Raw genomic sequence first — 13857 nt, forward strand, 5'->3', positions numbered from 1 at the left:
CATGGTTATCAGGGGTACCTTGAGCCTAGAATTTAAGCCATGACACTGTTCTTACTAGTGATTGCGATTGTCATTATCATCTACCTGCTGCGCACGCGAAACAAACAGCAGGGTTATGATCTCGCCAGTGAAAACCGGTCGATTGCAGAAGTGCGCCGCCGCGGATCGAGGCAAAGTTGGAACGATGGGACGACTGGCGTAACCGCTCATTACCGACCGGCACCCAACGTAGCCGTTGATCTCCGAGATGACGCCGACAGAGTGTTCCGTGTCGTAGCCACCAGCCACTGGGTGGAAGCTGACACCATGGGGCGATATGCCGCTGATTATTTCTTCTTACACCGCGAGCCAGATAATGAATATGATGCCAACGCGGTGGCGGTCTACGGGGGAGATCGAAAATTTGGATACCTCGAGGCAGCCGCAGCAGCAGAGTACGCGCCACTATTTGATCAAGTGGGCTCAGATTTCATCGTCGCTCGCGACCAAACCTACTACGGCGGAGATCAATTTAGACTCCCGCACGTCCCGATCCTTCGCAAAATAATCGACGACGGTCCTCCGCCCTACTGGAACTCAGGGCCCTAGCTACTCACGAACAGTGGTCAGGTCACACCGCGAGTGGGATCACGCGCGGCGCGGAGCAGCCAATTCATCCGAATCAATAACCAAAGTAAACGGGCCACTGTTGACCAGGGCAACATCCATCATGGCACCAAATTCACCGGTTGCTACGTCCAAGCCCTGGTTACGAAGTTGCTCCACGAAATACTCATACAGCGGCTCCGACTGCTCCGGCCGGGCAGCCTTCGACCACGATGGGCGACGTCCTTTGCGCACATCCGCATAGAGGGTGAACTGCGAAACCACCAGGACCGGTGCGTTGAGCTCAAGCGCAGACTGTTCGTCGCCGAGAATTCGCAGGTTCACGATCTTTTGTACTAGCGCATCGGCTTGTTCTGGGCCATCATCAACGGTGACCCCCAATAAAACCATCAGCCCAGGGCCTGAAATCTCACCGACTGTACGTTCCTCGACGGTGACACTTGCTGACGAAACGACTTGAATAACTGCACGCATGGCTTCAAGTGTAGTTGCGGATATCATCAGTCCGTTGCAATCACTAGAGTAGAGGCGTGCAAGATTTGTTCTCCTCGGCCCATGATGATGACGACGACCGTACGACGACCACCGGTAGAGCCTCTGCTGGTGCCCCCTTGGCTGTGCGGATGCGTCCAAGGACCCTGGATGAGATCGTCGGCCAGCAGCATCTGCTGACGCCAGGTTCACCGCTACGAAAACTCACAGAAACTACCGGTGCCAAGAACATCGGCCCGACTTCCATCATCTTGTATGGTCCGCCAGGCACCGGTAAAACCACGCTCGCCCATGTCATTTCGCAGGCCCCGGACCGAAAGTTCGTCGAGCTGTCGGCCATCTCAGCCGGAGTTAAAGACGTTCGTCAGGTCATGGACCAGGCTCTCGATAATCGCGACCTTTACGGTCGGACCACCATCCTATTTCTGGACGAAATTCACCGTTTCAACAAAGCACAACAGGATGCCCTGTTACCCGGTGTCGAAAATGGCTGGGTGATTTTAGTTGCTGCCACCACCGAGAACCCATCATTTTCTGTCGTGGCACCATTACTGTCACGGTCCATCATGCTGACTCTTGAACCGTTGACCGATGAAGATATCGACTTACTCATCGAGCGAGCATTAGTCGATGAGCGTGGGCTCAATAACACCGTAGAGCTTGATGACGAAGCTTCGGATTACTTGATTCGGATGGCTCAGGGCGACGCACGCCGGGCATTGACAACCCTGGAGGCCGCCGCCGGAGTGGCCGTAGATCAACACGGTACCGGCAGCGGTCCGGCTGGCATTACCGTCGAGCACGCGGCCCAGGCGATGGACCAGGCGGTGCTGCGCTACGACAAAGATGGTGATCAGCACTACGACGTTATTTCCGCGTTTATCAAATCCATCCGTGGCTCGGACGTTGATGCCGCTTTGCATTATTTGGCGCGCATGATTCATGCCGGGGAGGACCCGAGATATATTGCCCGGCGTCTTATCGTTCACGCTTCGGAAGACGTGGGTATGGCCGACCCCACGGCTTTGCAAACGGCTATTGCCGCGGCGCAAGCCGTTCAACTCATTGGGATGCCAGAAGGACGTATTCCATTAGCTCAGGCAGTGGTGCATTTGGCAACCGCGCCGAAATCCAATGCGTCCTATATGGCTATTGATGCCGCTTTAGCGGATGTAAAGTCAGGTCGTGCGGGGACTGTTCCGAAACCATTACGCGATGCCCACTATCCCGGAGCTAAAGCGCTCGGCCACGGGGTGGGCTATAAATACCCACATTCATACCCACACGCGATCACCGACCAGCAATACTTGCCCGATGAACTCCAGGGACGCGAGTATTACCAGCCCACCGGCAACGGCCGAGAACAGATGCTGGGGGAGCGGGTCGACCGACTCCGTGCCATATTACGGAACCAACCCATGCCCCAACCTCAGCCGGCACCTGAGGCAGAACCCAAAACATCTGAGCAGCAGGAACCCAAGTCGGCAAAGGACAACGTTGCTGACGATTAGGGGTCAAGCTCATGAGTCTGCTAAACTTGCCCCTTGTCTGGCACGTTTCTGCAGTTTTTGGAGAAACGGTAGTAATGACGGTTGGCGGTATAACCCTCAGCTCTCTGGAAAACAACGACATCAGAGGCCAGGATTCACAAACAGCAATAGCTAGTCGGCTCTGTCCTGTGAGTGATAACAAAACCAAACGATTCCGCATGACAAGAAAAGGAAGCCACCATTATGGCTAAAGGTCTTCGTACCCGCCGCACAGTGCGCCACTCGCGTGCACTCGGTATTGCCCTGACTCCAAAAGCTGAAAAGTACATGGAGCGCCGCCCATACGGTCCAGGACAGCACGGCCGTGCCCGTCGTCGTCAGGATTCTGACTACTCGGTACGTCTGAAAGAAAAGCAGCGTCTGCGGGCTATCTACAACATCCGTGAAGCCCAGATGGTGCGCTACTTCAAAGAAGCACGCCGCCGCTCGGGTCTGGCCGGTGAAAACCTGGTCGAAATGCTGGAATCACGTCTGGATGCCCTGGTACTGCGTGCCGGTTTTGCCCGCACCATCGCACAGGCCCGCCAGCTGGTTGTTCACCAGCACATCCTGGTTGACGGTCAGCGTGTTGACCGCCCATCATTCCAGGTCAAACCAGGCCAGCTGATTCACGTTGCACAGCGTAGCGAAACCATGGTCCCATTCCAGATCGCTGCCACCGGTGCACACCAGGAAGTCCTGCCAGACGTTCCAGGCTACCTGGAAGTAGAAATCGACAAACTGCGCGCCACCTTGGCTCGTGAACCAAAACGCGCTGACATCCCAGTGTCGATTCAAGAACAGCTGGTTGTCGAGCACTACTCGCGCTAAGCCTAGTATTCAATTAACATTCCCGGCTCGGTGTCCCTTGCTTTTTGACAAGGCACCGGGCCGGAGTTGTTTCCCTACAAATCATGTCTTCAAAATCTAATAGGCTTACCAGATTGGTAGAGTAGGGACGATCCAGAATCAGAAAGGGACTGCGGTTGTGAAACGAGTTTTACTTGTGGGAGTCGGAGCGGCACTCGGGTGGTACGGTCACTCGAAATTATCTAAGGGCCGAGACGAAGCCGCCATCCGGGCAGAAGAAGCCCTACGCACCTCGCTGGCACCGGAAAATATCGGACGCAGCATCGGTGAAGGCGCCGCCCAAATTATCGTGGAATCCACCAAAGCGTTCTTCACCACCGTACGAGACCAAATCCCCGCGCTGAACAAAGCAGAACCCGCCCCACCGATTGTCGAAAACCTCAACGGGGTTGAGCCACTGCAAGGCGAAGTAACGAATGTAGCCTCGGTACGGGCCGAGTAATCCCTAACTCTAAGAACTATTCAATCAAACCGGTAGCGTCACCGGTTTCTAGCTCGTGATGGAAAACAGTTATGCAAACTCATGAAATTGCCCGCCGCTGGACTGCGTTCTTTGAAAAGAAAGCTCACACCGTAGTTCCCTCGGCGTCGTTGGTCTCCCCAGATCCATCGCTGCTGTTCACCGTCGCCGGCATGGTCCCGTTCATCCCATACTTCCTTGGCCAGCAGACCCCTCCGTATCAGCGTGCGGTCTCAGTCCAGAAATGTATTCGTACCGCTGATATTGAAGAAGTGGGCAAAACCGCTCGTCACGGTACGTTTTTCCAAATGGCGGGCAACTTCTCCTTTGGGGACTACTTCAAACACGACGCCATCACCATGGCCTGGGAACTGCTCACCACCTCGCAAGAGGACGGCGGCTACGGTCTGGATCCCGAGCGTCTCTGGGTCACCGTGTACCAAGAAGATGATGAAGCCTATGAAATCTGGCGCGACGTCGTCAAAATCCCCGCCGAACGAATTCAACGCATGGGCAATGAAGATAACTACTGGCACACCGGCCAACCCGGTCCAGGCGGCCCATGTTCCGAAATCTACTACGATCGTGGCCCCGAATACGGTTCCGAGGGCGGCCCTGCAGTCGATGACACTCGCTACCTAGAGATCTGGAACCTCGTGTTCATGCAGTACCAACTGGGTGAGGTGCGCAGCCAAGCAGACTTCAATATTGTGGGCGAATTGGCCAATAAGAATATCGATACCGGTTTGGGTATGGAACGTTTGGCCATGATCCTGCAGGACGTCGAAAACATGTACGAGACTGACCAGGTTCGTCCTGTTCTGGACCGTGCAGCAGAACTTGCTGGCGTCAGCTATACATCGACCGAAGATCCTAAAGATCCACAATTTGCTAACGATATGCGGCTGCGCTACATCGCCGACCACGTACGTTCAGCTCTGATGCTCATCAGCGACGGCGTCATCCCGGGCAACGAAGGCGGCGGCTACGTCTTGCGCCGTTTGATTCGTCGCGCCGTTCGCGCGATGCGCTTGATGGGCGTGAACACTGCAGTGCTGCCCGAATTACTGCCGATCTCGCGTGATGCCATGCGCGGCTCGTATCCAGAAGTCGCCGAAGACTTCGAACGGATCTCACGCATTGCCTATGCCGAAGAACGCGCGTTCCTGCGTACGATCGCAGCCGGTACCACGCGGTTAGAATCCTCCGTTGCACAAGCACGCGACGCCGGAACCCCACTGTCTGGGGATGCGGCGTTTGAACTGCATGACACTTACGGTTTTCCCATTGACCTCACGCTGGAAATGGCTGAAGAAGTCGGGGTTGCCGTTGACCAAGACAAGTTCATGGAACTGATGCAGGAACAACGCGAACGGGCCCGGAAGGATGCTAAGTCCAAGAAAACGGGTCACGCTGACACCAGCCTGTACTATGAAGCCCACGCCGGTGAAGACACGGTATTTACCGGATACACCGAGCACACCACACAATCGCGAATTCGCTCCCTGTTGGTTAACGGTCAGCAGGCACCAGTTGCTGAACAAGGCCAACACATCGAATTGGTACTGGACGCGACACCGTTTTATGCCGAAGCCGGCGGCCAAGCCGCGGATTCTGGATTGATCACCGGTGACGGCTTTGTCATCGAGATCACCGATGTCCAGTCACCTATCAAAGGCCTGTCGGTTCACCAGGGCATTATTCGTGAGGGCGAAGCAGCACTGGGGGCAGAAGCCGTGGCAGCGATTAATCTGCAGCGACGTTTGGACGCCCAGAAAGCTCACTCCGCGACGCACATCGTTCATGCGGCACTGCACCAGATTCTCGGACCGGAAGCCGTGCAGGCCGGCTCGTTCAATAAAGAGGGCTACCTGCGCTTTGACTTCCGGTGGCAAGATGCGTTGTCCGATGCCGCACGTCGTGAAGTTGAAGAACTTTCCAACATTGCTATCCGGGATAACTTCCCGGTCTACACCGTGGAAACTAGCTTGCAAGAAGCTAAAGACATGGGGGCTATGAGCCTGTTCGGAGAAAAGTATGGCGACCGCGTTCGGGTTGTCGAAATCGATGGTGCCTGGTCGCGTGAGCTGTGTGGTGGCACCCACGTTTCAGCCACGGCCGAGATCGGCACACTGGCGCTGCTCACTGAGCAGTCAGTGGGCTCAGGGAACCGACGAGTCGAAGCGCTGGTTGGACTCGATGCTTTCGAACACTTCGCTGCCGAACGGACGCTGGTCAATCAGCTGTCTTCCATGCTGAAAGCACCGACAGCTGAAATCCCGGGCCGCGTTGAGCAAACCCTGACCCGTCTGCGCGAGCTAGAAAAAGAGCTTGCAGCACTTCGTGCACAACAAATGCTTGCACAAGCAGCAAAACTTGTGGATGAGGCAGAAACCGTTGGAAACGTGACCTTGCTTGCCCAGAATCTGGGCGAGGTTTCCAGTGCCGATGACCTACGCGCCACGGTGATGGATCTACGCGATCGCCTGGCCAAGGCGGGTCATCAGAACATTGTCGTGGCATTAATTGGTGTGGCAAATAATCGCCCACTGGTGGTCATTGCGGTCAATGAAAGTGCACAGGATCTGGGACTGAAAGCAGGTAACCTAGTCAAGGCTGCATCACAAGTCTTAGGTGGTGGCGGCGGTGGCAAGCCAGACCTTGCTCAAGGCGGGGGACAGGATGCTGCCAAGATTACCGAGGCGCTGACAGCACTTCGCCAGGCAGTGGAAACTGCATAACGAAACCGACAACGAAACGCTGATTAGAACTATTCAATGACAGATACACGCGACAATGAGCCGGTAAGAGGCTCTCGTCTGGGAGTGGATGTCGGACGTGCCCGTGTGGGCCTTGCGGCAACCGATCCGGCTGGCATTATGGCCAGCCCGGTGGCCACATTGACGAGAGACCCCAAGAATTTTCGTGACCTGCATGCAATCGTTGATGAAGCGATTCAACGAAATGCTGTTCGCGTCTACGTCGGGGATCCAATTAACCTGAAGGGCCAAAAGACTGCGTCGACTCAGGACGCTCATACTTTTGCCCAACAGCTGGCAAAGATGCTTGCTGAAGCAGAACTGTCCACCCAGGTTCGGCTCATTGATGAACGGCTGTCTACGGTGAGTGCGACACAGCAACTTCGCCAGGCCGGTGTGTCATCGCGTAATCAGCGTTCTGTGATCGATCAGCTTGCCGCCGTGGCCATTCTGGAACATGCCATGGTGCTGGAGAAAAATACCGGGGTTAACACCGGCGTCCTAGTCAGCCTAGACGAGGAGGGTGAAGTTGACGGATAACAATCTGCCAGAAGAATCTTCCGAACCACAGTTCCGTTCCCGCCGAGAGCGTCGGGAATATGAACGTGCGCGGCACGAAGCCCGGCAGATGACAGGCGAGCTCACGGTCACCCAGGAGTATTCAGAGGAGCACCTCCCAGAAGCCGAAGCGTCACTGTCTGAAGCTGAAACGTCCGAAGCTGAAGCGGAGTTTCGTCCGCAACCGTTAGCTGCTGACGGCCCTGGCGGTCTCCAAGATGCCCCCAGTCGTCCGGTCAATTACTCCCCAGCTCAGTCAGCAGAAGAGCCTGAGAGGCTTTTCTATGACTCCATCCGTTACGACAATGCTCCAACGGCACTGCCACAACTTCCCGAAGATACCCGCGCATATCCCGAACTTTCCGGTAATGTCGACCCTGACATCGAAGAACAGCCCGGTGAGAAGACGGCCGATGACAACCCGCTAGGTTACATGCTGGTTGGTGACGGTATGCAGTTGCCGGAGATCGACGAGGAAGAAGTGAAGACACGGAAAACTCGTAAACGTCGCCGGACCATCATCATGCTCACCAGCTTTGGGGTGTTTTTGGGTCTTCTTGCGATCGTCGGCATTGGGGTAGGCCAACTGGTGGGTTGGAATAATAAAGACTTCCCTGGCCCAGGTGGCGAAGAAATCGCCTTTGAGGTCAACCCGGGCGAAGGCCCCATCGTCATCGGCAATCGCCTGGTGGAAGAAAACATCGTAGCCTCCACCCGAGCATTCCGTGACGCGGTCGAAGCAACCGACACCACAGCACAAATCCAACCCGGTGAATATACCCTGCGCTATGAGATGCCGGCCCGAGATGCAGCCGAAGTGTTACTGGGGGTTGGGATTCCGGGCATGAACTATGTTCACGTCAACTCCGGCCACCGGATTGATGATGTCTTCGCACACATTGCCGAGCGAACTGACTACAGCGTCGAAGAAATTGAAGAGGCAGCAGATCCAGCCAACTTCGATGTTCCCGCAGAAGCCTCCACCCTGGAGGGGTATATTGCGGTCGGGGAGTACCATTTCCCGCTGGGCGCCTCCATCCAAGAAATCTTAGAAATCATGATCGAACCGACCATGGAAGAATTCGATCGCTTAGGCGTGACTGAAGGAGCCGAACAGCACCGGCTCGTAACAGTTGCATCAATCGTCGAGGCCGAAGCACGGCCTGAAGATTACGCCACGGTGGCCGGCATCATTGAAAACCGTCTGGATCAGTCCAATCCAGAAACTGCAGGATTCTTACAAATCGATGCCACCGTTATCTACGGTATGGGCGTGCGGCAGCTACAATTTACTGCCGAAGACCGCCACGACGCATCCAATGAGTACAACACCTACGCCCACCGCGGATTGCCACCGGGACCGATTGGTGCACCTTCAATCGCAGCACTCGACGCCGCGGCAGCCCCTCAGGATTCGGATTACTACTACTGGATCACCACCAATATTGAGACTGGTGAAACGAAGTTCTCCTCAACCTACGCGCAGCACCAGGAGTACCAGGAAGAATATCGGGCCTACTGTGACGATAACGTTGAGATCTGTGGTCGTGGATAGCCAGAGGACACATGACTGATCAGACATATCACGCAGCCGTGCTCGGCTCACCAATTGCGCATTCCAAGTCCCCAGCGATGCACCAAGCTGCCTACCAGTACTTGCAAGCACCCATCGATTACGACCGGTTCGAGGTGGCAGTGAACCAGGCAGCGGAATTTTTCGCTTCACTGGACCAACGTTTCGGTTCACGACGTCGTCTTGCGGGATTTTCCGTGACGATGCCCCTCAAAGCCGTTCTGGTACCCCACATGGATCACCTCTCGACTCGAGTGCAACGCCTTGGTGTGCTCAACACCGTGGTATTTGATGAACACGGTGCAGCTTACGGCTACAACACGGACGTCGACGGCGTCCGGCTGGCATTAGCCCAGGCCGGGTTCACCAGTGCTGCTGGCGGCTCAATGGGTATCCTTGGAGCCGGCGGCACAGCCACGGCGGCTGTGGCGGCTGCAGCAGATATGGGTCTGACGCAAGTTGTGCTGTATGTGCGCAACCCACAACGGGCCCAAGATGCGCTCGAGGTCGCTGAGCACTTTGGGCTGGAAGCTCGGGTCGAACGGTTAGAGACCTTCGTCCAGCAAGTGGTCCACCATGCGGCCGTCGTGGCCACTTTGCCGGCGCACGCGGCAGATGCGCTGGCCACTGAACTACCATCGGCAGGGCTGCCACCGCTGCTTGATGTGATCTATGATCCCTGGCCCACGGCGTTGGCCGCGGCCTGGCAAACAACCGGTGCACGGGTGGCATCTGGACTCGACATGCTGCTGTATCAGGGCGTGGAGCAAGCCAAATTATTTACCCAAAAAGTGGTTGTCAACCCAGAAACTATTGACTGGGATACCGCAACACAACACATGGCGGCAGCACTAGCTCTTGACGTGAGCTAATGTGCAACCGCACTGACAAACATCGACATGAAGCAAGCGCAACTGCGCAGAGCATGAAAGAATCGGGCCTATGATGCGTTGGTTAACAGCAGGGGAGTCGCACGGCTCCGGACTCGTAGGAATTATTGAAGGCCTACCGGCGGGGATTGAAAACACAACCGCCGATATCCAAGAAGCCCTTATGCGGCGCCGTTTAGGATACGGCCGCGGAGCGCGAATGAAATTTGAAAAAGACGAAGTCACCATCATCGGTGGTGTTCGTCACGGTGTGACCCTCGGCTCGCCCATTGCCATCCACATCGCCAACACCGAATGGCCAAAGTGGGAAAAGGTAATGAACCCTGATCCCGTTGATCCTGCAGAACTTGAGGGCCTGGCCCGCAACGCCAAACTCACCCGCCCTCGCCCGGGCCACGCCGATATGGCCGGCATGCAAAAATACGGCTTCGATGAAGCCCGCCCACTGCTGGAGCGCGCCTCGGCCCGCGAAACAGCAACTCGTGTGGCCCTGGGTCGGGTAGCCCAGCACTTCTTAGCTCAGCTGGGGATTACCACCGTGTCGCACACCGTGCGTATGGGAGAGGTAGCCATACCAGACGGCTATGAATTTCCCACCGCCGAAGACGTCGAATCACTGGACGCCGATCCACTGCGCTGCATTGATCCAGAGGTCTCGGCCAAGATGGTCGAAGTTGTCGATGTGACCAAGAAATCTGGAGAAACCCTGGGCGGAGTGGTCGAAGTTCTCGTACACAATGCACCGGTTGGACTGGGCTCCCACATCCACTGGGATCGTCGTCTGGATTCAAAACTGGCTGGCGCGCTGATGGGCATCCAAGCCATGAAGGGTGTTGAGGTCGGCGATGGTTTCGACATTGCCACCCGGGTTGGTTCAGATGCCCATGATGAAATTGTGCGCAACCCTGATGGCTCAGTTGCCCGCACCACCCACCGCGCCGGTGGGATTGAAGCCGGCATGTCTACCGGAGAACCCATCCGTGTGCGCGTGGCCATGAAACCGATTGCTACCGTGCCGCGTGCGCTTCAGACAGTTGATGTCGCAACCGGACAGGCCACGAAGGCCCACCACCAGCGTTCCGATGTCACGGCGGTCCCAGCCTCTGGTGTCGTCGCCGAGGCCATGGTGGCACTGGTGATCGCCGGTGAAGTGCTCGAGAAATTTGGTGGCGACTCCGTTGCCGAAACCAAACGCAACATGGACAGCTTCATTGCAAATATTGCTCGTTTGCCCGAACCAACCTCGGATGACGCCGTCGATGATCACCTGGGTGACCCGCTATAACCATGCCAGCACCTAGCCTTCCGATCATCCTGATCGGACCCATGGGATCGGGTAAAACCACCGTGGGCAGACACCTTGCACAGCGCCTTGAAGCCAACTATGTAGATACTGATGATCTGTTTGTGGCCGAACACGGCCACATCGGCCAGTTCTTTACAGCCCACGGTGAAACAACATTTCGTGACAACGAACAGCAGGTCATTGCCCAAGCCCTTGCCCGCGATGATCTAGGCGTCATTTCATTGGGCGGGGGAGCCATCATTCGGCTGGCTAACCGCGAAATTATCCGTGAGCGTGGTTACGTTGTATTCCTCGACGTCAGCGAATCAAAAGCACTCAATCGGCTCGGCGATGCCAGTGATCGGCCCGTGTTGGCAGGCGATGCAGCAGGTAATTGGTCGCGGATCCGGGCCGAACGGCTCGACTACTTCACCCAGTCAGCACATCAAGTGGTGGATACCACTGGACTGGACGTTGACGCTGTGGCGACTAAGATCGTCCAAGGATATCAATCATTTTTGTCAAGGGATTCGACCGCAGTTATGACCGAAAACACTACAAGCGCCACCACTGAACAGCCCACGATCATCAAGGTCGCTGGCGGCTCAGCAAACGAAGTCAACGGCGGTTACGACGTCGTTATTGGCCGCGGCCTGCTGACCCAGCTTCCAGACATTCTCGGGCCTCAAACCCACCGGGTGGCCATCATCCTGCCGCGTGCGCTGCGCGCGACCGGGGACGTTGTGAAGTCATCGCTGGATGAGGCCGGTTTCAATGCGATCCTGGTGGAAATCCCGGATTCAGAAGAAGGCAAACACATCGAAGTTGCCTCCTTCTGCTGGCAAGTCCTGGGACAAAGTGACTTCACTCGCTCAGATGCCATTGTCTCCGTCGGTGGGGGAGCAGTCTCCGACCTTGCAGGATTCGTTGCCGCAACCTGGTTGCGTGGCGTGCGCGTCGTGCACATGCCCACCACCCTGTTGGGCATGGTGGACGCTTCCGTCGGAGGAAAAACTGGTATTAACACCGCCGAGGGCAAAAACCTGGTGGGCGCATTCCACCCACCGGCTGGCGTACTAGCTGATCTCGATACACTGTTGACCCTGCCAAAAAACGAGGTCATCTCCGGACTGGCTGAAGTCGTGAAATGCGGTTTCATCGCCGATGCGACGATCTTGGACCTGATCGAAGACAACATCTCGCAGGTTTCCAACCCGCACGCGCCGGTATTGCGTGAACTCATCGAACGCGCTATCCAGGTCAAAGCCGATGTCGTAAGCCAAGACCTCAAAGAATCCAACCTGCGTCAGATGCTCAACTACGGGCACACGCTGGGTCACGCGATCGAATTGGCGGAACGCTACCAGTACCGTCACGGCGCAGCCGTCGCCGTCGGCATGGTCTTTGCCGCAGAACTTGCACGCTCGGTCGGCCGCCTCGATGATGCTACAGTGGACCGCCATCGCAGCATCCTCGAGGGCATCGGTCTGCCAACCAGCTATGTAGGAGACCGCTGGGCGACCCTATTGGATGGGATTCGTCGTGACAAGAAAAACCGCGGCGAACAGCTGCGCTTTGTGATCCTCGAAGATCAAGGCAAACCAGTCATCTACGATGTGCCCGATGAATCCTTGCTGTTTGCCGCATACCAGGAGATCGCCGAGTAACCACTCGAAAATTTCCCCGGTCGTCTACACTAGAGAAGGCCGGGTTCTGCGAACCTGCCTACAATCTGCCAGAATAGATACCCGACTTTCAAGACTTATACGGAGAAATCACCACCATGGTCATGCTCACCAGTAACGATATTAGAAACGGTTCCGTCGTCGTCGTCGACGGCCAACTCTGGCAGGTACAGGAATTCCAGCACGTCAAGCCCGGTAAAGGTGGTGCTTTTGTGCGCACCAAAATCAAAAACCTGACCTCCAACAAGATCGTGGACAAGACCTGGAACGCTGGCGCCAAGCTGGAATTTGCAACCGTGGATCGCTCCGAATACCAGTACCTCTACCGTGACGGCGATGACTTCGTGTTCATGGACCTGAAGACCTTTGACCAGATCATGGTCCCATCATCCGTGGTGGGCGACGCTGCGAACTTCCTGCTGGAAAACGAAAACGCCCAGATTGCGATGTCTGATGGCGCGCCACTGTACTTAGAGCTGCCACCAACCGTGGTACTGGAAGTCACCTATACCGAACCGGGTCTGCAGGGGGATCGCTCCTCGGGCGGTACCAAACCAGCAACGGTCGAAACCGGCCTGGAAATTCAGGTTCCACTATTTGTCGATGAAGGCACAAAAGTCCGCGTGGACACCAAGAATGGTGAATACCAGGGCCGGGCCACTGAGTAATCATTGGCGCGGAGTATAACTACATTGACAAAGAACGCAAAAGACCAGCCACGTAAGATCGGTTCCCGAGGACGGGCCCGACGTCGTGCCCTTGAAATCCTGTTCGAAGCCGAACATCGAAACACCACACCGCTGTCGGCGCTGCAACGTCGACGCGAATTCACCGACCAAACAATCAACCCGTATACGGCACAAATCATTGACGGGGTAATTACCCACCAGGAGCAGATCGACGAACTGCTGGCACAGTACGCCCACGGTTGGACCATGGAACGCATGCTAGCCATGGACAAGTCCATACTGCGGTTGGGCGCCTGGGAACTGTTGTTCAACGACGAAATGCCCGACGCCGCAGCGGTCAACGAAGCAGTCAATATGGCTCGGGAGTATTCCAACGATGACTCCCCGGGCTATGTCAATGGTGTTCTTGGACGCTTACAAGACCTCAAACCCACGTTGTTCCTGTAAACATCATGGATGTG

13 protein-coding genes and 1 pseudogene are annotated in these 13857 nt (G+C 56.1%); 13 read left to right on the top strand and 1 reads right to left on the bottom strand.

Annotated features, from left to right (window positions below):
• Window positions 1-39: 39 nt before the first annotated feature.
• On the top strand, window positions 40-588 hold the full coding sequence (locus A6F49_RS07745; protein WP_043057934.1) for an HIRAN domain-containing protein: 549 nt from the start codon (window positions 40-42) through the stop codon (window positions 586-588).
• 39 nt (window positions 589-627) lie between these two features.
• Here the strand turns inward: A6F49_RS07745 and dtd are convergent, their stop codons facing one another.
• A complete protein-coding gene (gene dtd / locus A6F49_RS07750; protein ID WP_043057935.1) occupies window positions 628-1080 on the bottom strand; it encodes a D-aminoacyl-tRNA deacylase in 453 nt (150 codons plus the stop codon).
• Between the two features lie 56 nt (window positions 1081-1136).
• Here dtd and A6F49_RS07755 point away from each other — a divergent pair, with 56 nt between their 5' ends.
• The 12 genes and pseudogenes from A6F49_RS07755 (at window position 1137) to nusB (ending at window position 13843) form a co-directional block, all read left to right on the top strand.
• Complete coding sequence (locus A6F49_RS07755) at window positions 1137-2609, top strand: replication-associated recombination protein A (RefSeq protein WP_082911658.1); 1473 nt, start codon at window positions 1137-1139, stop codon at window positions 2607-2609.
• Window positions 2610-2831: 222 nt separating this feature from the next.
• Entirely contained in the window at window positions 2832-3458 is a 627-nt protein-coding gene (gene rpsD, locus A6F49_RS07760; RefSeq protein ID WP_052504870.1) for a 30S ribosomal protein S4, read from the top strand.
• Window positions 3459-3615: 157 nt separating this feature from the next.
• Complete coding sequence (locus A6F49_RS07765; protein WP_150119424.1) at window positions 3616-3939, top strand: hypothetical protein; 324 nt, start codon at window positions 3616-3618, stop codon at window positions 3937-3939.
• A gap of 71 nt (window positions 3940-4010) precedes the next feature.
• A complete protein-coding gene (gene alaS, locus A6F49_RS07770; RefSeq protein ID WP_043057937.1) occupies window positions 4011-6698 on the top strand; it encodes an alanine--tRNA ligase in 2688 nt (895 codons plus the stop codon).
• A 36-nt stretch (window positions 6699-6734) separates the two neighbouring features.
• Complete coding sequence (gene ruvX, locus A6F49_RS07775) at window positions 6735-7256, top strand: Holliday junction resolvase RuvX (protein WP_043057938.1); 522 nt, start codon at window positions 6735-6737, stop codon at window positions 7254-7256.
• A complete protein-coding gene (gene mltG, locus A6F49_RS07780; RefSeq protein WP_052504871.1) occupies window positions 7246-8829 on the top strand; it encodes an endolytic transglycosylase MltG in 1584 nt (527 codons plus the stop codon). Before ruvX ends, mltG begins: the two co-directional genes overlap by 11 nt.
• An 11-nt stretch (window positions 8830-8840) precedes the next feature.
• Window positions 8841-9719 (top strand): shikimate dehydrogenase family protein, encoded by an 879-nt coding sequence (locus A6F49_RS07785; RefSeq protein WP_043057939.1) that lies wholly within the window; start codon window positions 8841-8843, stop codon window positions 9717-9719.
• 70 nt (window positions 9720-9789) lie between these two features.
• Entirely contained in the window at window positions 9790-11022 is a 1233-nt protein-coding gene (gene aroC / locus A6F49_RS07790; protein ID WP_067605696.1) for a chorismate synthase, read from the top strand.
• Between the two features lie 41 nt (window positions 11023-11063).
• Window positions 11064-11513, top strand: a pseudogene (locus A6F49_RS18415) (shikimate kinase); the annotation flags it as partial.
• A gap of 51 nt (window positions 11514-11564) precedes the next feature.
• On the top strand, window positions 11565-12689 hold the full coding sequence (gene aroB, locus A6F49_RS07795) for a 3-dehydroquinate synthase (protein ID WP_043058017.1): 1125 nt from the start codon (window positions 11565-11567) through the stop codon (window positions 12687-12689).
• A gap of 122 nt (window positions 12690-12811) precedes the next feature.
• A complete protein-coding gene (gene efp / locus A6F49_RS07800) occupies window positions 12812-13375 on the top strand; it encodes an elongation factor P (protein WP_043058018.1) in 564 nt (187 codons plus the stop codon).
• Between the two features lie 57 nt (window positions 13376-13432).
• A complete protein-coding gene (gene nusB / locus A6F49_RS07805; protein ID WP_043058019.1) occupies window positions 13433-13843 on the top strand; it encodes a transcription antitermination factor NusB in 411 nt (136 codons plus the stop codon).
• The last annotated feature ends 14 nt before the right edge of the window (window positions 13844-13857 follow it).

Source organism: Enteractinococcus helveticum (assembly GCF_001657475.1).
In the GTDB taxonomy this organism is placed as follows: Bacteria; Actinomycetota; Actinomycetes; order Actinomycetales; family Micrococcaceae; genus Yaniella; species Yaniella helvetica.